Source organism: Pseudomonas argentinensis (assembly GCF_001839655.2).
Classification (GTDB): Bacteria; Pseudomonadota; Gammaproteobacteria; order Pseudomonadales; family Pseudomonadaceae; genus Aquipseudomonas; species Aquipseudomonas argentinensis_B.
This window is the reverse complement of record NZ_CP056087.1, coordinates 1,561,283-1,579,822: the sequence shown is the minus strand read 5'-3', so window position 1 is coordinate 1,579,822 and position 18,540 is coordinate 1,561,283. Positions and strand designations below refer to the sequence as shown.

Here is an 18,540-nt window from a genome sequence, read left to right as displayed (position 1 = left end):
CGCCTCGGCGTCCCTTTTCGTTGCTTGCAACCCTAGGCGTAGCCCAATCCGTGGCGTAGCGCCTGCTCCAGACGCCTGGCGACCTCGTCGAAGGCAGGCGGCGCAGCTACCAGATCCCTCAACTGGGTCATCTGCAAACCGGCATAGCCGCACGGGTTGATGCGCTGGAAAGGCGTCATGTCCATGTCGACGTTGAGCGCCAGGCCGTGGAACGAGCAGCCGCGGCGCACCCGCAGGCCCAGCGAGGCGATCTTGTCGCCCTTGACGTAGACGCCCGGCGCATCGGCCTTGGGTGCGGCTTCGACGCCGTAGCTGGCGAGCACCTCGACCAGCGCCTGCTCCATGATGGTGACCAGCTCGCGCACGCCCAGGTCCAGGCGGCGCAGATCGAGCATCAGGTAACCGACCAGCTGGCCGGGGCCGTGGTAGGTCACCTGGCCACCGCGCTCGACCTGCACCACCGGGATGTCGCCCGGCGCCAGCAGGTGTTCGGGCTTGCCCGCCTGGCCCTGGGTAAACACCTGGGGGTGCTGCAGCAGCCAGATCTCGTCCGGCGTGGCCTCGTCGCGCTCGGCGGTCAGCCTGCGCATCGCCTCGAGGGTCGGCAGGTAGTCGACCTGCCCAAGGTGGCGCACGATCAGGTCGGCTGCAGCCACTACAGCACCATGTGCACGCGGCCGGTGGCACGCAGGTCGACATGAATGGCCTGCAGTTGCTCGACGCCGGTAGCGGTGATCAGCACCTGCACGGAGAGAAAGCGCCCCTTGCTGCTGTCGCGGCTCACCAGGGTTCCGGCATCGAAGTCAGGCGCGTGGCGCTGCATGACCTCGATCACCATGTCGGTGAAACCCTCGCCGGCCTCGCCGATCACCTTGATCGGGTAGTTCTTGCAGGGAAATTCGATTTTCGGAGCTTGTACGTCGGTATCGGTCATGATGTCCACTGAACCAAATGAAACGCCCTCGGATCGAGGGCGTTCATCGCAACATGGGGGCTGGCTGTCAGTTAAACAACCCGTAGAAGAACAGCCGAATGCTATCCCACAGCTGACGGAAGAAACCACCCTCTTCAACCGCCTCGAGCGCGACCAGGTCGGCGCTGTGCACCACCTGGTCACCCATCTTCACTTCCACCTTGCCGATCACGTCACCCTGGGCGATCGGTGCGGTGATCTGCTGGTTGAGGGTCATGCTCGCCTGCAGCTTCTCCAGCTGACCCTTGGGCAGCGTGAGGGTCAGGTCCTGAGCCAGGCCGGCCTTGACCTGGTTGGCCTGGCCTTTCCAGACCGGCGCCTGCGCTAGTTCGGCGCCCTTCTGGTAGAAGGTGCGGGTTTCGAAGAAGCGGAAACCGTAGGTCAGCAGCTTCTGGGTTTCGGCGGCACGGGCGCTTTCGCTGTCGGTGCCGAATACCGAGGTGATCATCCGTGCGCCGTCACGCACCGCCGAAGCGACCAGACAGAACCCGGCTTCGTTGGTGTGACCGGTCTTCAGGCCGTCGACGGTACGGTCGCGCCACAACAGCAGGTTGCGGTTGGGCTGCTTGATATTGTTCCACAGGAACTCTTTCTGCGAATAGATGGCGTAGTGCTCGGCATCCTCGTTGATGATCGCACGGGCCAGGATCGCCATGTCGTGGGCACTGGAGTAGTGATCCGGGTGCGGCAGGCCGGTGGCGTTCATGAAGTGGCTGTTCTTCATGCCCAGGCGCTCGGCAGTGGCGTTCATCATATCGGCGAAGGCGTCTTCACTGCCGGCGATGTGCTCGGCGATGGCGATGCTGGCGTCGTTGCCGGACTGGATGATGATGCCATGCAGCAACTCGTCGACGGTCGCCTGGCTATTGACCGGCAGGAACATGGTCGAGCCACCCGAGGCCGCGCCACCGGTACGCCAGGCGTGTTCGCTGATGGTGACCTTGTCCTGCTCGCCGATCTTGCCGTTACGAATCTCCAGCGTGGCGATGTAGGCGGTCATCAGCTTGGTCAGGCTCGCCGGCGGCAGGCGCTGATCGGCATTGTTCTCGACCAGGATGTTGCCACTGGCGCCATCCATCAGCACATAGGATTTGGCTGCCAGTTGCGGGGGAGCCGGCAGCGGCGCCTGGTTGGCCCAGGCACTGGAGGTGCCGAGCAGCATAAGTGACAGGAAGATGCGTTGCGCGAAGCTGGTGATTTTCATCCGTCTCTCTAGATCGCTGGAGGGTGGAACAGGCCCTTGCGGGCACATGTAAACGTGGCGCCGCACCGCGGCGATCCACTGCTTAGTCAGGCGGCGAAGCATTTAGTTGCTCGCCAGAAACTGGCCTAGAACCTTTTCACGATCTCGCGAGCTAGAGCGATACAAGCAAAAACAAGCGAGGAACGGATTGGGCTCGCACACGAGTTTACAAGTGGTAAATGAGCATTCCGAGCTTGTTTTTAACGCAGTAGCGCCGACGCGCAGCAGATCGTGAGCAGGTTCTTAGTCCGCCTTGACCAGGGTTGCTTGCCCGAGGTTGGCGACACGAATGCTGTCGCGCACCCGGTCAGCCTCGCCCTGGCTGTTGATCGGCCCCAGCCGTACGCGGTGCAGTATCTGCTGGTTGCGCACCACTGAGTTGATGAAGACCGGCGCACTCACCGACTCGCTCAACTTGGACTTGAGAAGCTCCGCAGCGTCGGGATTGGCGAAGGCTCCCACTTGGAGATACAGGCCAGACGCTGCGGCTGAAGCGTTTTTTTTTGAGTCGATCTGCACCGGCACGGTGGCGGCAGCGTGCTGCTGCGGTGGCGGGGAATAGCTCTCCACCGGCGCGTTGGCCAGCTTCAGCTGTTCCATCTGCGCGGGCTGCACCTTGGCCATCTGCGGCTGCTTGATCATCATCGGCACCGGACGCCCCTGCTGGGCCCACCACTCGGTGGGATCGATGCCTTCGACACGCACCTGGGCGGTGCCCTTTTCGGCGTAGCCAAGCTTCTTGGCGGCGGCGAAGGACAAATCGATGATGCGGTCGGAATAGAACGGGCCACGGTCGTTGACGCGCAGGATCGCGCTCTTGCCGTTCTCCAGGTTGGTCACCCGCACATAGCTGGGCAGCGGCAGGGTCTTGTGCGCTGCGGTCATGCCATACAGGTCATAGGCCTCACCGTTGGCGGTAGCCTGGCCATGGAACTTGGTGCCGTACCAGGACGCCGGGCCGGTGGCCACGTAGCGGCGGGCATCGGCGATCGGGTAGTACTGCTTGCCGAAGACCACGTAAGGGCTGGCCTTGACCGGGCCATAGTGCGGCATGGGAATGGCGTCCTGGATCTTCGAGACATCCACGTCCCACCAGGGCGCGCCGTCCTTGTGCGGACGGTTGAAATCACTGGGACCGGACATCGAGCTGCCCGCCTGGCTTGGCGCCGAACTGGTCGGCGCGCGGCTGGAAGAACAACTGGCCAGCAGCACAACAGCGACGCCGCAAACGGCCAGCTTGAACGGCAAGCGTGTCATTGATTGGCACCTCGGGCCTGAACCAGCAACTCGGACAACTGATTGACCGCCATGGCGTACATCACGCTGCGGTTGTAGCGGGTGATCACGAAGAAATTCGGCTGCCCCATCCAGTACTCGGGGCCTTCGGCGCCCTCGAGGCGGAACGCGGTCACCGGCAGGTCGTCGGCCAGCACGTCGTTGCTCGACCAGCCCAGGGCACGCAGCTCGCCTACGGTCTTCTCGGGATCCAGGCCGGAGCTCAGGCCCTGATCGGCCTGCTCGCCCTTGACCGTGGCCAGGCTGGCCACCGGCTGCCCGGGCTGCCAGTTGTGGCGTTTGAAGTAACTGGCCACGCTGCCGATGGCATCGGTCGGGTTGCTCCAGATATTGATGTGACCGTCGCCGTCGAAATCCACGGCGTAGGCGCGGAAGCTGCTCGGCATGAATTGCGGCAGGCCCATGGCGCCGGCGTAGGAGCCCTTCAGGCTGGCCGGGTCGACCTGTTCTTCGCGGGTCAGCATGAGGAACTCACGCAGCTCCTTGCGAAAGAACGGCGCGCGCGGCGGGTAATCGAAGGCCAGGGTCGACAGCGCGTCGATTACCCGGTAGTTGCCGGTGTTGCCACCGTAGGAGGTTTCCACGCCGATGATGGCGACGATGATCTCGGCCGGTACGCCGTAATCCTTTTCGGCACGCGCCAGGGCTTCGGCGTGCTCGTTCCAGAACGCCACGCCCTTGTTGATGCGCGCGTCGGTGATGAAGATCGGACGGTATTCCTTCCAGGGTTTGACCCGCTCGGCCGGTCGCGAGATGGCGTCGAGGATGGCCTGTTTGCGCTCCACGTCGGCGAACAGGGTGCTCAGCTGCTCGCTGGCAAAGCCGTAGTCGCGGGTCATTTCGGTGATGAACTCGCCGACCAGTGGCGAGTTCGCGTATTCGTTGGCAGCCATCGCCTGAGGCGCCCCGAGCAGGCCGGCGACCGCCAGCCAGTGTGCATGTCGTGCGGCCCAGCCACGCAGAATCTGCATTGAATTCATAACCCCAATCAAGCCTGAGCGATCCACTTGCGGTGCGTGTGGATGGACATCAGGATTCCGAAACTCGACAACAACGTAATCAATGACGTGCCGCCATAACTGATGAACGGCAGCGGCACTCCCACTACCGGCAACAACCCACTGACCATGCCGATATTGATGAACACATAAACGAAGAAGGTCATGGTCAGACCGCCGGCAAGCAGCTTACCGAACAGCGTCTGCGCTTGCACGGTAATCACCAGACCGCGTGCAATCAACAGAATGTACAAGAGCAGCAACAGACAGACACCAATCAGGCCGAATTCTTCGGCCAGAACGGCAATGATAAAGTCCGTGTGGCTTTCCGGCAAAAAGTCCAGGTGCGACTGGGTGCCGAGCAGCCAGCCCTTGCCGAACACCCCGCCGGAGCCGATCGCAGCCTTGGACTGGATGATGTTCCAGCCGGCGCCCAGCGGATCGCTCTCCGGGTTGATGAAGGTCAGCACCCGGCGTTTCTGGTAGTCGTGCATCACGAAGAACCACATCGCCACGGCGATCGGCGCCACCGCCGCCACGGCGCCGGCGATCCAGCGCCACTGCAGGCCGGCCATGAACAGCACGAAGGCACCGGAAGCGAGAATCAGCAGCGAGGTACCCAGGTCTGGCTGCAGCAGGATCAGCACGAACGGCGTGACGATCAGCCCCAGGCTCACCGACACGTGCTTGAGGCTCGGCGGCAGCGTGCGCTTGGACAGGTACCAGGCCATGGTGGCCGGCATCAGGATCTTCATGAATTCCGAAGGCTGGAAACGGATCACCCCGGGAATGTTGATCCAGCGTGTAGCGCCCATGGCGTTGTGGCCCATGACGTCCACCACCACCAGCAGGCCGACCCCGCACAGGTAGCCCAGGGGCACCCAACGGGCCATGAAGCGTGGCTCGAACTGGGCGATGACCACCATGGCCACCAGGCCGATGCCGAAGGAGCTGGCCTGCTTCATCAGCAGGTCGAGGTTCTTGCCGCTGGCCGAATAGAGTACGAACAGGCTGCCGGTGGCGAGCAGCAGCAACAGCAGCAGCAGAATGCCGTCGATATGCAGGCGCTGCAGCAGGCTGGAGCGGCGACGCAGGACGTCGTCGCTGGACAGCGTGCGGTCGAAGCTGCCGGTCAGGCTCATGGTTGCTTCACCTCTGCATTGAGCGGCGCCGCAGCACCGGGCTTGGCGTATTCGGCCTTGAGCTGGCCGTTCTCGTCGAGCAACCAGGCATCCATCACCTGCTTGACCACCGGTGCACCGACCCCGGAGCCGGACTCACCGTTTTCGACCATCACCGCGACCGCGATCTGCGGGTTGTCCGCCGGCGCGAAACCCACGAACAGCGCGTGGTCACGGTGGCGCTCCTGGACCTTGCTGCGGTCGTACTTCTCGCCCTGCTTGATCGCCACCACCTGGGCCGTGCCGCTCTTGCCGGCAATCCGGTAGGCGGCGGCATCACCCACCTTGCGCGCGGTACCGCGGGCGCCGTGCATCACCGATTCCATGCCCTGCCGGGCATAATCCCAATACTTGGGGTCGCGCAGCACGATATCCGGCATCGGATTCGGGTCATGGGGCAGGCTGCCGTCGATGGTGCGCGCCAGGTGCGGGCGGATCCACTTGCCCCGGGTGGCCACCAGTGCGGTGGCCTGGGCCAGTTGCAGCGGCGTGGCCTGCATGTAGCCCTGACCGATGCCGAGGATCAGCGTCTCGCCCGGGTACCAGGGCTGGCGATAGCGGGCCCGTTTCCAGTCCCGCGACGGCATCAGGCCGGCGGTTTCCTCGAACATGTCCAGGGACACGCGCTGACCGATACCGAAACGGGTCATGTAGTCGTGCAGGCGATCGATGCCCATCTTGTGGGCCAGATCGTAGAAGTAGGTATCGTTGGAACGCATGATCGCCGTGTTCAGGTCCACCCAGCCATCGCCACTGCGGTTCCAGTTGCGGTATTTGTGGCTGTTGTTAGGCAACTGATAGAAGCCGGGGTCGAACACCCGTGAGGTTGGCGTCACCACCCCGGCATCGAGACCGGCGACCGCGACCATCGGCTTGATGGTCGAGCCCGGCGGATAGAGGCCGCGCAGCACGCGGTTGTAGAGCGGCCGGTCGATGGAATCGCGCAGCTCGGCGTAGGCCTTGAAGCTGATGCCGGTGACGAAGGGGTTGGGGTCGAAGCTCGGCTGGCTGACCATCGCCAGCACCTCGCCGGTCTGCGGCTGGATCGCCACCACCGCGCCGCGGCGACCGCCCAGGGCGTTCTCGGCGACTTCCTGCAGGTGCACGTCGAGGGTCAGCACCACGTCCCGGCCGGGCAATGGGTCGGTACGGTTGAGCACGCGCAGTACGCGGCCGCGAGCATTGGTCTCGACCTCTTCATAGCCGACCTTGCCGTGCAGCTCATCCTCGTAGAAGCGCTCGATACCGGTCTTGCCGATATGGTGGGTACCGCTGTACTCCACCGGATCGAGCTCCTTGAGCTCTCGCTCGTTGATACGCCCCACGTAGCCGACCGAGTGGGCGAAGTGCTCGCGCTGCGGATAGTGCCGCACCAGTTGCGCCACCACCTCGACGCCGGGCAGGCGGAACTGGTTCACCGCCAGCCGGGCGATCTGTTCCTCGCTGAGCTCGAACAGCACCGGCACCGGTTCGAACGGCCGCCGCCCCTGTTTCACCCGGCGTTCGAACAGCTCGCGATCATCAGGCGTGAGCTCCAGCACCTCGACGATCACGTCCAGCACCTGCTTCCAGTCGCCAGCGCGCTCGCGGGTCAGGGTCAGGCTGAAGCTGGGCCGGTTGTCGGCGATGATCACCCCGTTGCGGTCGTAGATCAGCCCGCGGTTGGGCGGGATCGGCTGCACATGGATACGGTTGTTTTCCGCCAGGGTGGAGTGGTACTCGTACTGGATCACCTGCAGGTAGTACATGCGGGCGATCAGCACCAGGGTCAGCACCAGGAATACCGAGCCACCGACCAGCGCGCGCTTGCGAATCAGGCGCGCGTCCTTCTCGTGATCTTTTAGACGGATCGGCTGGGGCATCGGGACCGCTGACTACTTGTGATAAGGGTGACCGGACAACACCGTCCAGGCACGATAGATCTGTTCGCCGACCAGTATCCGTACCAGCGGGTGGGGCAGGGTCAGTGGCGACAGCGACCAGCGCTGCTCGCTACGCGCCTGAACTTCCGGCGCCAGCCCTTCGGGGCCGCCGACCATCAGGTTGACCGTGCGCGCATCCAGCCGCCACTTGTCCAGCTCGACCGCCAGTTGCTCGGTGCTCCAGGGTCGCCCTTCGACTTCCAGGGTGACGATGCGTTCCCCGGGCTGCACCTTGGCCAGCATGGCCTCGCCTTCCTGGCGGATCATCCGCGCCACGTCGGCATTCTTGCCGCGGGTGGTCAGGGGAATCTCCACCAGTTCCAGGGACAGCTCGGACGGCATGCGCTTGGCATATTCCTGCCAGCCATCCCCGACCCAGCGCGGCATGCGCGAGCCGACCGCGATCAGTTTGATGCGCACGGAAAGCCCTTACTCGCGCTCGCCGCCCTGTTGGGCACGGCTCTGCTCGGCGCCCTGCCACAGACGCTCCAGGTCGTAGAACTGGCGGGTGGTCGGCAGCATCACGTGAACCACGATGTCGCCCAGGTCGAGCAGGGCCCACTCGCCGCTGTCCAGGCCTTCGCTGCCGATCGGGCGCACGCCCTGCTCCTTGGTCTTTTCCAGCACGTTGTCGACCAGCGACTTGACGTGACGGCTGGAGGTACCGCTGGCGATCACCATGTAGTCGGTGATGCTGGTCTTCTCACGCACGTCGATGGTGGTGATGTCCTGGGCCTTGATTTCTTCCAGTGCTGCGATGGCCACTTTGACCAGGTCTTCACTGTGCATGGTTTTGTCTGTCATAACGTGCTCGTTTGCCTCGCGTTCGATTCACCCACGGTACAGTCCATGGGCGTTGATATAAGCCAGAACCGCATCGGGCACCAGAAAGCGCACCGAGCGGCCGCTCGCCAGCAGCGAACGGATCTGGGTGGCAGACACCGCCAGGGGCGTCTGCCAGATGAAGGAAATCTGTCCTGCCGGGCCTTTCAGCGCCAGCGGGTCTGCCACGTTGCGCGCGGCCACCAGGTCACGCAGCGGCTCGCTGGCCTCGCTGTCGGCATCCGGGCGCTGCAGTACCAGAATGTGGCAGTGCTGCAGCAGCTCGGTCCAACGCTGCCAGGCCGGCAAGCCGCAAAAGGCATCCCAGCCCAGAATCAGAAACAGCTGGTCATTCGCGGCCAGCTCACCACGCAACGACTCCAGGGTGTCGATGCTGTACGACGGCTTGTCGCGCCTGAGCTCGCGGTCATCCACCCGCAGCGGCGAGAGCCCCGCCACCGCCTGTTCGACCATCGCCAGGCGATCCTGCGCCCCGACCTGCGGGGTTTCACGGTGTGGCGGCCGCGCACTGGGGATCAATCGCAACTCGTCCAGCGCCATGAACTCGGCCACCTCCAGCGCACCACGCAAGTGGCCGATATGCACCGGGTCGAACGTACCGCCGAGCAGCCCGATGCGCCTGGGATCCGCCATCAGGTGCGCACGTGCCCGTCGCCGAATACCACGTACTTTTCGCTGGTCAGCCCCTCCAGGCCGACCGGGCCACGGGCGTGCAGCTTGTCCGTGGAAATACCGATCTCCGCGCCCAGGCCGTACTCGAAGCCATCGGCAAAACGGGTCGATGCATTGACCATCACCGAGGCAGAATCCACTTCGGTGAGGAAACGCCGCGCATCGCCGAAGTTCTCGGTGATGATCGCGTCGGTGTGCTGCGAACCGTAGGTGTTGATGTGCTCGATGGCCGTATCCAGCGAGTCGACCATGCGGATCGCCAGGATCGGTGCGTTGTACTCGGCGCACCAGTCGTCTTCGCTGGCTTCGAGCACGTCGCTACCCAGCAGCGCACGGGTCTGGGCATCGCCACGCAGTTCGACGCCCTTGTCCCGGTAGATGGCGGCCAGCGGCGGCAATACGCGGGCGGCGATATCGGCATGCACCAGCAGGGTCTCCATGGCGTTGCACGGCGAGTAGCGCTGGGTCTTCGCGTTGTCGCAGACGCGGATGGCCTTGTCGAGATCGGCGGCGATATCCACGTAAACGTGGCACACGCCATCCAGGTGCTTGATCACCGGCACCTTGGCGTCGCGGCTGATGCGTTCGATCAGGCCCTTGCCGCCCCGGGGCACGATGACATCGACGAACTCGGGCATGGTGATCAGCGCGCCGACGGCAGCTCGATCGGTGGTTTCCACCACTTGCACGGCGCTGGACGGCAGGCCGGCCTCGGCCAGGCCGGCCTGAATGCAGCGGGCGATGGCCTGGTTGGAATGAATGGCTTCGGAGCCGCCGCGCAGGATGGTGGCGTTGCCGGACTTCAGGCACAGGCTGGCGGCGTCGATGGTCACGTTGGGGCGCGATTCGTAGATGATGCCGATCACGCCCAGGGGGACGCGCATCTTGCCGACCTGAATGCCGGACGGCAGGTAGCGCATGCCCTGGATCTCGCCGATCGGGTCCGGCAGCGTGGCGACCTGACGCAGGCCTTCGATCATGCTGTCGATGACCTTCGGGGTCAGCGCCAGGCGGTCGACCATGGCCGGCTCCAGGCCACTGGCGCGGGCGGCAGCCAGGTCCCGTTCGTTGGCGGCAGTCAGCTCGTCACGCGCCGCATCGAGAGCGGCAGCCGCAGCCTGCAGGGCCTGGTTCTTCTGCGCGGTGCTGGCCCGCGCGAGCACGCGCGAAGCCTGGCGGGCCGCGCGGCCCAGGCGGGTCATGTAGTCAAGCACGGACTCGGTCATGGCAACTCAGGTCGGCAGTTGGAAAAAGTTGCTGATTATAGCGGCCATGCCGCCCCGCGCACAGCGGCGCCTGGCAGATGGTCGTCAATGGCTTGTAACCGGGCGTTTGAACGCCCTTTCAATCGCCCGGCGCGTTGCTATGATCGGCCGCTGTCGCCGCCTGACAGCGCACGCCCGGCAAAGGAACCGCTTTTCAGGTGGGCAGGTCGAAGGCTCGATTTCTCTCTATAAGGTGTCCATCCATGGGCCAATGGCTCGATAGTCTGACTACCTGGCTGGCGGCCAACCCGCAATGGCTGGGCCTGGCGATCTTCCTGATCGCCTGCATCGAATGCCTGGCCATCGCCGGCATCATCGTTCCCGGTACCGTGCTGCTGTTCGCCGTCGGCGTGATGGCCGGCAATGGTGCCCTAAGCCTGTGGGAAACCCTGGCGCTGGCCTACTTCGGCGGCCTGCTGGGCGATGCCATCTCCTACGCCCTGGGGCGTTATTTCCACCAGGACATCCGTCGCCTGCCGGGCCTGCGCAGCCACCCGCAGTGGCTGAGCGGTGCGCAAAGCTACTTCGAGCGCTATGGCGTGGCCAGCCTGCTGCTGGGCCGCTACATCGGCCCGCTGCGCCCCATGCTGCCGATGGTGGCGGGCATGCTGAGCATGCCGCTTGGGCGCTTCATCGCCGTCAGCATGCTGGCCGCCGCCGGTTGGTCGGTCGCCTACCTGCTGCCCGGCTGGGCTGCCGGCGCGGCCTTTCGCCTGCCGTTGCCCGACGGTTTCTGGCCACAGGCTGCCGTGGTCGCCGGCGGCCTGGCGCTGTTGCTGGTGCTGACCATTCAGAGCAGCCTGCGCGAACAGCGCCAGGCCAGCCTGATCGCCGCCGGGCTGGGCACCATCCTGCTGGTCGCCCTGTTCATCGGCTGGCCGCACCTGATCCAGCTCGACCAGGGCCTGATGACCCTGATCCAGGAAAGCCGTAATCCGCGCTTCGATCATGTGGCGGTGATGATCACCCACTTCGGCGACTTCGACGTGCAACTGGCGGTTGCTGCGCTGCTGTGCATCCTGCTGCTGCTCACCCGCAAATGGCAGGCGCTGTTGTTCGCTGGCGGCGCCATGCTCAGTACCGCGCTGGCCAACGGCATGCTCAAGAACCTGTTCGAGCGGGCGCGCCCCGATGTGCTGCTCGAGCCGCTGCATACCTACAGCTTCCCCAGCGGGCACAGCTCGGCCGCCTTTGCCTTCTTTCTCACCGTTGCCATCCTGGCCGGCCGCGGCCAACCGGCCCGCCTGCGTCTGACCTGGATATTGCTGGCCTGCCTGCCAGCCCTGTTCATCGCCCTGTCGCGCGTCTACCTGGGCGTGCACTGGCCGAGCGACATCATCGCCGGCGCCCTGCTGGCCAGCAGCCTGTGTGCGCTGAGCCTGGCGCTGATGCAGCGCTTCGCCTCGCTGCCGCCACTGCCGGCCAGGGTCTGGTGGCTGATCGTGCCGGGCTGCGCACTGCTGCTGACGGGCATGGCGCTGCTGCGCATGAGCGAAGGCGTGGAAATCTATCGCTACTGAGCGGCACCGTCGCCCTGCAGCGCCTCCACCCACGCCTGCAGCATGTCCAGGCGCTGGGCGGCATCGGGCTCGGCCAGCAAGGCGATCTTCTGCTCGGCGCTGAACGGCAACAGGTAGCCGAGCTTGTCGGCCAGCTCCGCCTGGCTGTCGGCACCGCCCTCCATGTCCAGGCTGGCAACCATCGGGTGTTCGGCCAGGGCGCCGAGCAGTGCCAGCAGGTCGGCATGCTCCTCGCCCAGTGGCAGCTCGGGCTGCGCCTCCAGCCACTCGACCTGGGCCAGGGTCAGCTTGTCCGGCAGCACCCGGGCCTGCTTGACCCGAAAGCGCCGGCCGCCCTCTACACGAATGCCCAGCAGCCCATTGGGGCGCTGCTGAAAATCGGTGATCCGTGCTTCACAACCGATCTGCGCGACGCGCTCGGCTGCCTCGCCGACCTCGGCGCCTTCGACGATGCATACCACGCCAAAGCCTTCGCCCTGCTTCATGCAGCGGCTGATCATGTCCAGATAGCGCGCTTCGAATATCTGCAGGTCCAGCTGGCAGCCGGGAAACAGCACGGTGTGCAGCGGAAATAGCGGTAGGGTCATAGGACTCTCAACTCAGCAAGACGATGGCCAGGGGCAACAGGATCGCCGTGAACACGCCCATCAGGCTCATGGCCAGGGCCGCGAAGGCGCCGCACTCCTCGCTCTCCTGCATGGCTCGGGAGGTACCGACCGCGTGGGCGGTCATGCCCAGCGCCATGCCCATGGCGGCATGATTGCGCACTCCGCACAGGCGCAGCAACGACGGCCCGATGATCGCCCCCAGCACCCCGGTGATCATCACGAACACCGCGGCCAGTGCCGCCAGGCCACCGATCTGGCTGGCCACCAGCATGGCGATCGGCGAGGTGACGGACTTGGGCGCCATGCTCATCAGCATGTTGTGCTCGGCGCCCAGCAGCCAGGCCAGGGCGACACCCAGCACGGTGGCCACCACGCCGGCGACCAGCAGGGTCAGCACCGTGGGCCAGAACACCTGGCGGATACGCCGCAGGTTCAGGTACAGGGGCACCGCCAGGGCGACGGTGGCCGGGCCGAGGAAAATGGTCAGGGCCTCGGCGCTGGTCTTGTACTCGGTGAAGGTCAGCCCGCACAGCAGCAGGATGGCGATCACCAGCATGGTCGACACCAGCACCGGCTGCAGGAATACCAGGCGGGTCCTTTCGTAGAGGGCAATCGCCAATTGATAGGCGCCCAGGGTGACGCCCGCGGCAAACAGCGGATGATGGGTGACCGCCATCCAGGCGCCGTGCCAGTCGAGCATCATGGCTGCTCCCGGCGGCGCGCCTGGCGCTCGACCAGCTTCTGCATCATCCAGCCGGCGAACACCAGCGAGAGGATCAGCGACAGCACCAGGGCGCCGATCACCGCCCAGAAGTCGGCGGCGATCGCCTCGGCGTAGGCCATCACCCCGACTGCCGGCGGCACCAGCAGCAGCGGCAGGTACTTGAGCAGGCCGCTGGCGGCCTGCTGAATCGGTTCGTCGACCTGCCCCCGGCAGAGCAGAAACACCACCAGCAGCAGCATGCCGAGAATCGGTCCCGGCAGCATCGGCAGCAACAGCGCATTGATCGCCGTGCCGAGCAGTTGGCACAGCACCAGCCAGAACAGGCCACGAAGCAGCATGATTGTCCCCCCGCAAACTCGACAGGCGCGCCCGTCAACAAGGCGGCCATTATAGGCCGCAGATGCCGGCCGCTTAACAGGGCCAGATCCCGCTCCGCAGACCCTGTCAGCCTGGCAGCGCCGCCAGGCGGTTTACGGCATACTGCCGGCACCGCTTACCTGACAGGGACGTCCTGCATGCTTCGCCTCGCGCCTTTGGCCCTTATCCTCGCCCTCACGGCCTGCGGCCAGAGCCCCCAGCTGCTGGCGCCTGACGCCATCCTGCCCGACGGTTCGCGCTACCACGGTGAGGTGGTCGAAGGCCTGTTGCAGGGCGAAGGCCGCCTCGACTATCCCGATGGCAGCCGCTACGTCGGTCACTTCGTCGATGGGCAGCGCCATGGCATCGGGGAGTGGCAAAGCGCCGATGGCGAGCATTATGTCGGTGAGTTCGCCGCCGGCCGCTACGACGGCCAAGGCACCCTGAACAAGGCCGATGGCAGCAGCTACAGCGGCGGCTTCCGCCAGGGCCGGTTCAGCGGTGAGGGCGTCCTGGAGGAAGCCGGGCAGACCTACCGCGGGCAGTTTCGCGCGGGCCGCTTTCACGGCTTCGGTGTTCTCGAGCAGGCCGACGGCAGCCGCTTCCAGGGCGTGTTCGCCAAGGGCCTGCCAGACGGCCAGGGCGTGCGCGAAGACGAACTGGGCAACCAGCTTTCCGGGCACTTCGCAGGCGGCCAGCTCAAGGGCGCCGGCAGCTACCGGGGCAGCGAGGGCGACAGCTACGACGGCGAACTCAAGGACAGCCTGTTCCACGGCAAGGGCCGTTACCAGAGCGCCAGCGGCGAGGCCTGGAGCGGCACCTTCGTCGCGGGCGCCCTTACCGGTAAAGGTGAATACCGCGGCACCGATGGCAGCCGCTATAGGGGGCAATTCCGCGACTGGCGCTACCAGGGTGACGGCCACCTGCAACAGGCCGACGGCAGCCGCTATGACGGCCAGTTCGCCAAGGGTCAGTTCCAGGGGCAAGGCACCCTGGTCAGCGCCGACGGCACCAGGCAGCAAGGCACTTGGCGCCGTGGCCTGCGGGTGCGCGACGAAAACGGCCAGGCGCTGCCCGACCTCCTCGAAATCGGCCTGCTGAAACAGGGCGAGCTGCTCGACCGGGCCATCGCCGCGCTGCCGGCCTCCACCCCACGCCGCGAACTCTATGCCCTGACCCTGGCCGGCGACGGCAAGCAGAGCGTGTTCCTGCGCGAAGCCGACTACGTGGCCGATCTGCTCAGCGAACGGTTCGCCGCCCACGGTCGCATCACCCTGGCCAACCACCGCGATCACCTGGCCGATCGCCCCCTGGCGACCGGCGAGAACCTGCGCCGTGCGGTGCGCGCCATTGCCGAACGCAGCGGGCCGGAAGACCTGGTGTTCATCTACCTGACCAGCCACGGCTCGCGCAGCCACGAGCTGAACCTGGATCAGCCGCGCCTGCAGCTCGCCGACCTGCCCGCCAGTGATCTGGCCGATCTGCTCGAGCCCCTGACCGACCGCCACAAGGTGGTGGTGATTTCCGCCTGCTATTCGGGCGGCTTCATTCCCGCCCTGAAGGACGACAAGACCCTGCTGATGACCGCCGCCCGCGCCGACCGGGTGTCATTCGGCTGCTCCGAGGAGGCCGACTTCACCTACTTCGGCCGCGCCCTGTTCGCCGAAGCGCTGCAGCAGACCGGTGATCTGCAAAAGGCCTTCGAACTGGCCCGCGCGGCGGTGGCCGAGCGCGAGCAGGCCGATGGCTTCGAGCCGTCCGAACCGCAAATCTGGGCGCCTGCCGCGGTACTCGAGCACTGGAATGCGCTACGCCAGGCGCACAGCGAAGCGCCTTGAACGATAAATTGGCGATTGCCCTCTAAACTTCACAGTGAATAGCAGTCGAGGATCGACCATGTATCTGACTCCCCAGCACATTCTTCTGGCAGGCGCTACGGGCATGACCGGTGAGCACCTACTGGATCGCCTGCTCAACGAACCCACCGTCGAGCGCGTGCTGGCCCCGAGTCGCAAGCCACTGGCCGAACACCCCAACCTGGAAAACCCGGTCGGCGAAATGCTCGACCTGCTGCCCGCCCTGGGTGGCCCGGTGCACACCGCGTTCTGCTGCCTGGGCAGCACCATCAAGCAGGCCGGCTCCCAGGACGCCTTTCGCGCCGTCGACCACGACCTGGTACTGGCCTTCGCCGCCCGTGCCCGGGAGCTGGGGGCGCGGCACCTGCTGGTGGTCAGCGCCATCGGTGCCGACGCGAATTCTTCGGTCTTCTACAACCGCACCAAGGGGCAGACCGAGGAAGCGCTCAAGGCCCAGGGCTGGCCGCAACTGACCATTGCCCGCCCTTCCCTGCTGCTCGGCCCGCGCAACGAGTTTCGCCTCGGTGAACGGCTGGCCGCACCCTTCCTGCGCTGGCTACCGGGCAAGCACCGCGCCATCGATGTAACGGCCCTGGCACGTGCGCTGTGGCGCCTGGCACTGGAGGAAGGCGAAGGGCTGCGCATCGTCGAGTCCGACGAGTTGCACCGTCTCGGGCGCTGAGTACGCCCGAGCGAAGGGCCGAGTCACCCCGGCCCATGGCGATCAGAACAGGCCGAGCGCCCACGCCGTGGCGAACAGCGCCAGCGAGAAGCCCCACATCCACCAGAACGAGTAGCGGATGTGCTTGCCCATCTCCAAACGGGCAAGGCCCAGCGCCAGCCATAGCGCCGGCGAGAAGGGGCTGATAAAGGTGCCGATGATATTGCCGATCATCAGCGCGTAAACCACGCTCGGTGCAGCGACACCATGGTTCTCTACGACCTCCATCACCACCGGCAGGAGCCCGAAGTAATAGGCGTCGGTGTTGAGCAAAAATTCCATGGGGAAACCGAACACGCCGAGGATGATGTGCAACTGGCCGACCATGCCGGCCGGCAGCACCTTGATCAGGTCCTGGGCGATCGAGGTCAGCATGCCGGTGCCGGACAGAATGCCCAGCATCGAACCAGCCGCGAGAATGATCATGCCCATCCCCAGCGCAGCGGAGGAATGCGCGGCGATGCGCTGCATCTGCAGTTTGCCGTTGGGGTAGTTGATCAGCAGCGCCAGGCTCAGGCCGATCATGAACACGTAACCGGCCGGCAGCACGCCAGTGAACAGGGCCGCCAATACCAGTACGAACAGGCTGAAGTTGATCCACATACGGCCCGGACGCTCGAGTGCGCGCTCTTCGTCGCTGATCTCGCCGGGAGCGCCGACGCGGCCCACGGAGCCATCGTCCATCAGGGTGCCATCGGTCGCCGCGATACGCCGCTGCTCGCGCCAGCCGAGAAACGCTGCCAGCGCCACCAGCAGGACCACGCCGGTACCCTGGATGACCAGCAGTGGCCGCCACAGCTCGGTGACGTCCAGGCCAGTGACGGCTGCCGAACGGCCCAGCGGCCCCGCCCACGGCACCATGTTGAGGATGCCGGCACCGGTAGCCAGCAACATCAACATCAGGTAGGGGCTCATGCGCAGCTTCTTGTACAGCGGCAACAGGGCGGGAATGGTCAGCAAGAAGGTGGTGGCACCGGCGCCATCGAGGTGGGCGAGCATGCCGATGATCGCCGTGGCCACCGCGACGGCAATGACGTTGCCGCGGGTCAGCTTGACCAGAAAGCCGATGATCGGGCGGAACAGCCCGGTGTCCTGCAGCACGCCGAAGAAGGTGATGGCAAAAATGAACATGGTGGCGATGGCCATCACCTTGCCAACGCCATCGGTGAAGAATCCGGAGATCTCTTCCGTGCCGAAACCCGCACACAGCGCACCCAACAAGGGCACCACGATCAGTGGCAATACAGGTGACATGCGCCCACTGAGCAACAGCACCACCAGACAGAAAATGGTCAACAAGCCAATCAAGGTCAACAAACCGGGTTCTCCTCTTTTTCTTGTTCAAGTCGGTGCGGACACGGACACGAGGCGCGGACTCTAGACCAGAAACCTTTCACAAACCTTTATGGCCCAGGATGCTAAATCCATGATTTGTCAGCGAATATGTAGTAATGCGAGGTAACAGTTGCACTGCCTTGCTAAGCTGATGGCCTTGCCACTAGTGGAGTTTCGCCATGCCTTCGAACAGAACTGCCTTGATCATCGGTGCGTCACGGGGCATTGGCCTGGGCCTGGTGCGCCAGCTGCATGGCGATGGCTGGCAGGTGACCGCCACGGTGCGCACCCCGGCCCGCGCCAGCGAGCTGCAGGCCTTGAACGGCGTGCAGATCGAATCACTGGATATCGACGACAGCGCCGCGTTGGATGCGCTGGCACAGCGGCTGCAGGGCCAGACCTTCGACCTGCTGTTCGTCAACGCCGGCATCATTGGCCCCAGCCATCAGTCGGCTGCGCAGGCCTCCCAGGAGGAGCTCGGTCAGCTGTTCATGACCAACGTCACCGCGCCGATCCGCCTGGCCGAACGCCTGGTCGGTCAGCTGCGCCCACGGACCGGCGTGCTGGCGTTCATGAGTTCGGGGCTGGGCAGCGTGGCCAACCCGGAAGGCAACAACCTGGCGTTGTACAAGGCCAGCAAGGCGGCGCTCAACTCGCTCACCAACAGCTTCGTCTGGGAACTGCCGGAACCGCGCCCGACCGTGCTGTCGCTGCACCCGGGTTGGGTGAAGACCGACATGGGCGGCGAAAATGCCATGGTCGAAGTGGCCGACAGCTGCCGCGGCCTGATCGCTCAGGTCGAACGCTTCGCCGGCCAGGGCGGCCATCACTTCGTCGACTATCAGGGCCAGAAGATCGATTGGTAAGAGCTCTGGGTTGATGGGCTGGCGCCTATGGCCCGCCCCATCCTACGAATCCGCGTAGCAGTATATGGGAGCGGGCCACGCCCGCGAATCTTTCGCGCGCATGGCGCGCTCCCACTGGATATGAGGTTGGCCTCGAAACCCCGCGTAGGCGCCCATCAAT

At 65.1% G+C, this 18,540-nt stretch carries 19 protein-coding genes; 4 read left to right on the top strand and 15 right to left on the bottom strand.

Going from position 1 to position 18,540, the window contains the following annotated elements:
* Positions 1-32: 32 nt before the first annotated feature.
* The 11 genes from lipB to SA190iCDA_RS06860 all read right to left on the bottom strand — a co-directional run bounded on the left by lipB (position 33) and on the right by SA190iCDA_RS06860 (position 10,354).
* Positions 33-590, bottom strand: a complete 558-nt coding sequence (gene lipB, locus SA190iCDA_RS06910; protein ID WP_236101243.1) for a lipoyl(octanoyl) transferase LipB — start codon at positions 588-590, stop codon at positions 33-35.
* 65 nt (positions 591-655) lie between these two features.
* On the bottom strand, positions 656-934 hold the full coding sequence (locus tag SA190iCDA_RS06905) for a DUF493 domain-containing protein (protein WP_070884667.1): 279 nt from the start codon (positions 932-934) through the stop codon (positions 656-658).
* A gap of 67 nt (positions 935-1,001) precedes the next feature.
* The gene (locus SA190iCDA_RS06900; protein WP_070884283.1) at positions 1,002-2,177 is read right to left on the bottom strand and encodes a D-alanyl-D-alanine carboxypeptidase family protein; all 1,176 of its coding nucleotides are present in this window, start codon (positions 2,175-2,177) and stop codon (positions 1,002-1,004) included.
* Between the two features lie 282 nt (positions 2,178-2,459).
* On the bottom strand, positions 2,460-3,473 hold the full coding sequence (locus SA190iCDA_RS06895; protein ID WP_070884284.1) for a septal ring lytic transglycosylase RlpA family protein: 1,014 nt from the start codon (positions 3,471-3,473) through the stop codon (positions 2,460-2,462).
* On the bottom strand, positions 3,470-4,483 hold the full coding sequence (gene mltB / locus SA190iCDA_RS06890; RefSeq protein WP_070884285.1) for a lytic murein transglycosylase B: 1,014 nt from the start codon (positions 4,481-4,483) through the stop codon (positions 3,470-3,472). Before mltB ends, SA190iCDA_RS06895 begins: the two co-directional genes overlap by 4 nt.
* 17 nt (positions 4,484-4,500) lie before the next feature.
* Positions 4,501-5,604, bottom strand: a complete 1,104-nt coding sequence (rodA, locus tag SA190iCDA_RS06885; RefSeq protein ID WP_170833915.1) for a rod shape-determining protein RodA — start codon at positions 5,602-5,604, stop codon at positions 4,501-4,503.
* Positions 5,605-5,648: 44 nt separating this feature from the next.
* Complete coding sequence (gene mrdA / locus SA190iCDA_RS06880; protein WP_070884287.1) at positions 5,649-7,553, bottom strand: penicillin-binding protein 2; 1,905 nt, start codon at positions 7,551-7,553, stop codon at positions 5,649-5,651.
* Positions 7,554-7,565: 12 nt separating this feature from the next.
* The gene (rlmH, locus tag SA190iCDA_RS06875; RefSeq protein WP_070884288.1) at positions 7,566-8,033 is read right to left on the bottom strand and encodes a 23S rRNA (pseudouridine(1915)-N(3))-methyltransferase RlmH; all 468 of its coding nucleotides are present in this window, start codon (positions 8,031-8,033) and stop codon (positions 7,566-7,568) included.
* A gap of 9 nt (positions 8,034-8,042) precedes the next feature.
* Positions 8,043-8,402 carry a ribosome silencing factor gene (gene rsfS / locus SA190iCDA_RS06870; RefSeq protein ID WP_027903646.1) on the bottom strand — a complete coding sequence of 120 codons (360 nt, stop codon included), beginning with the start codon at positions 8,400-8,402 and terminating at the stop codon, positions 8,043-8,045.
* A gap of 42 nt (positions 8,403-8,444) precedes the next feature.
* Positions 8,445-9,089, bottom strand: a complete 645-nt coding sequence (gene nadD, locus SA190iCDA_RS06865; RefSeq protein WP_070884289.1) for a nicotinate-nucleotide adenylyltransferase — start codon at positions 9,087-9,089, stop codon at positions 8,445-8,447.
* On the bottom strand, positions 9,089-10,354 hold the full coding sequence (locus SA190iCDA_RS06860) for a glutamate-5-semialdehyde dehydrogenase (protein WP_070884290.1): 1,266 nt from the start codon (positions 10,352-10,354) through the stop codon (positions 9,089-9,091). Before SA190iCDA_RS06860 ends, nadD begins: the two co-directional genes overlap by 1 nt.
* Positions 10,355-10,596: 242 nt before the next feature.
* On the opposite strand from SA190iCDA_RS06860, the gene SA190iCDA_RS06855 reads away from it, so the two are divergent.
* The gene (locus SA190iCDA_RS06855) at positions 10,597-11,913 is read left to right on the top strand and encodes a bifunctional DedA family/phosphatase PAP2 family protein (protein WP_070884291.1); all 1,317 of its coding nucleotides are present in this window, start codon (positions 10,597-10,599) and stop codon (positions 11,911-11,913) included.
* Here the strand turns inward: SA190iCDA_RS06855 and SA190iCDA_RS06850 are convergent.
* From SA190iCDA_RS06850 to SA190iCDA_RS06840, 3 genes are read right to left on the bottom strand one after another with little or no spacing between them, the layout of a single operon-like run.
* On the bottom strand, positions 11,907-12,500 hold the full coding sequence (locus SA190iCDA_RS06850; protein ID WP_070884292.1) for an LON peptidase substrate-binding domain-containing protein: 594 nt from the start codon (positions 12,498-12,500) through the stop codon (positions 11,907-11,909). The two genes, SA190iCDA_RS06855 and SA190iCDA_RS06850, sit on opposite strands and share 7 nt — an antisense overlap.
* Before the next feature lie 7 nt (positions 12,501-12,507).
* Complete coding sequence (locus SA190iCDA_RS06845) at positions 12,508-13,224, bottom strand: LrgB family protein (RefSeq protein ID WP_083329707.1); 717 nt, start codon at positions 13,222-13,224, stop codon at positions 12,508-12,510.
* A complete protein-coding gene (locus SA190iCDA_RS06840) occupies positions 13,221-13,583 on the bottom strand; it encodes a CidA/LrgA family protein (RefSeq protein WP_070884293.1) in 363 nt (120 codons plus the stop codon). The genes SA190iCDA_RS06845 and SA190iCDA_RS06840 overlap by 4 nt, the downstream gene beginning before the upstream one ends.
* Before the next feature lie 177 nt (positions 13,584-13,760).
* Here SA190iCDA_RS06840 and SA190iCDA_RS06835 point away from each other — a divergent pair, with 177 nt between their 5' ends.
* Both SA190iCDA_RS06835 and SA190iCDA_RS06830 read left to right on the top strand, forming a co-directional pair.
* On the top strand, positions 13,761-15,440 hold the full coding sequence (locus SA190iCDA_RS06835; protein WP_070884294.1) for a C13 family peptidase: 1,680 nt from the start codon (positions 13,761-13,763) through the stop codon (positions 15,438-15,440).
* A gap of 58 nt (positions 15,441-15,498) precedes the next feature.
* Entirely contained in the window at positions 15,499-16,140 is a 642-nt protein-coding gene (locus tag SA190iCDA_RS06830; RefSeq protein WP_070884295.1) for an oxidoreductase, read from the top strand.
* A 42-nt stretch (positions 16,141-16,182) separates the two neighbouring features.
* Here the strand turns inward: SA190iCDA_RS06830 and SA190iCDA_RS06825 are convergent, their stop codons facing one another.
* Positions 16,183-17,496 (bottom strand): CitMHS family transporter, encoded by a 1,314-nt coding sequence (locus SA190iCDA_RS06825; protein WP_070884296.1) that lies wholly within the window; start codon positions 17,494-17,496, stop codon positions 16,183-16,185.
* Positions 17,497-17,693: 197 nt separating this feature from the next.
* On the opposite strand from SA190iCDA_RS06825, the gene SA190iCDA_RS06820 reads away from it, so the two are divergent.
* Positions 17,694-18,380 (top strand): SDR family oxidoreductase, encoded by a 687-nt coding sequence (locus SA190iCDA_RS06820; RefSeq protein WP_070884297.1) that lies wholly within the window; start codon positions 17,694-17,696, stop codon positions 18,378-18,380.
* Positions 18,381-18,540: the final 160 nt, after the last annotated feature.

Coding starts and splice junctions, on each gene's coding strand:
- lipB (WP_236101243.1), bottom strand. CDS start 590: ATGCGCAGGCTGACCGCCGAGCGCGACGAGGCCACGCCGGACGAGATC.
- SA190iCDA_RS06905 (WP_070884667.1), bottom strand. CDS start 934: ATGACCGATACCGACGTACAAGCTCCGAAAATCGAATTTCCCTGCAAG.
- SA190iCDA_RS06900 (WP_070884283.1), bottom strand. CDS start 2,177: ATGAAAATCACCAGCTTCGCGCAACGCATCTTCCTGTCACTTATGCTG.
- SA190iCDA_RS06895 (WP_070884284.1), bottom strand. CDS start 3,473: ATGACACGCTTGCCGTTCAAGCTGGCCGTTTGCGGCGTCGCTGTTGTG.
- mltB (WP_070884285.1), bottom strand. CDS start 4,483: ATGCAGATTCTGCGTGGCTGGGCCGCACGACATGCACACTGGCTGGCG.
- mrdA (WP_070884287.1), bottom strand. CDS start 7,553: ATGCCCCAGCCGATCCGTCTAAAAGATCACGAGAAGGACGCGCGCCTG.
- rsfS (WP_027903646.1), bottom strand. CDS start 8,402: ATGCACAGTGAAGACCTGGTCAAAGTGGCCATCGCAGCACTGGAAGAA.
- nadD (WP_070884289.1), bottom strand. CDS start 9,089: ATGGCGGATCCCAGGCGCATCGGGCTGCTCGGCGGTACGTTCGACCCG.
- SA190iCDA_RS06860 (WP_070884290.1), bottom strand. CDS start 10,354: ATGACCGAGTCCGTGCTTGACTACATGACCCGCCTGGGCCGCGCGGCC.
- SA190iCDA_RS06855 (WP_070884291.1), top strand. CDS start 10,597: ATGGGCCAATGGCTCGATAGTCTGACTACCTGGCTGGCGGCCAACCCG.
- SA190iCDA_RS06850 (WP_070884292.1), bottom strand. CDS start 12,500: ATGACCCTACCGCTATTTCCGCTGCACACCGTGCTGTTTCCCGGCTGC.
- SA190iCDA_RS06845 (WP_083329707.1), bottom strand. CDS start 13,224: ATGATGCTCGACTGGCACGGCGCCTGGATGGCGGTCACCCATCATCCG.
- SA190iCDA_RS06840 (WP_070884293.1), bottom strand. CDS start 13,583: ATGCTGCTTCGTGGCCTGTTCTGGCTGGTGCTGTGCCAACTGCTCGGC.
- SA190iCDA_RS06835 (WP_070884294.1), top strand. CDS start 13,761: ATGCTTCGCCTCGCGCCTTTGGCCCTTATCCTCGCCCTCACGGCCTGC.
- SA190iCDA_RS06830 (WP_070884295.1), top strand. CDS start 15,499: ATGTATCTGACTCCCCAGCACATTCTTCTGGCAGGCGCTACGGGCATG.
- SA190iCDA_RS06820 (WP_070884297.1), top strand. CDS start 17,694: ATGCCTTCGAACAGAACTGCCTTGATCATCGGTGCGTCACGGGGCATT.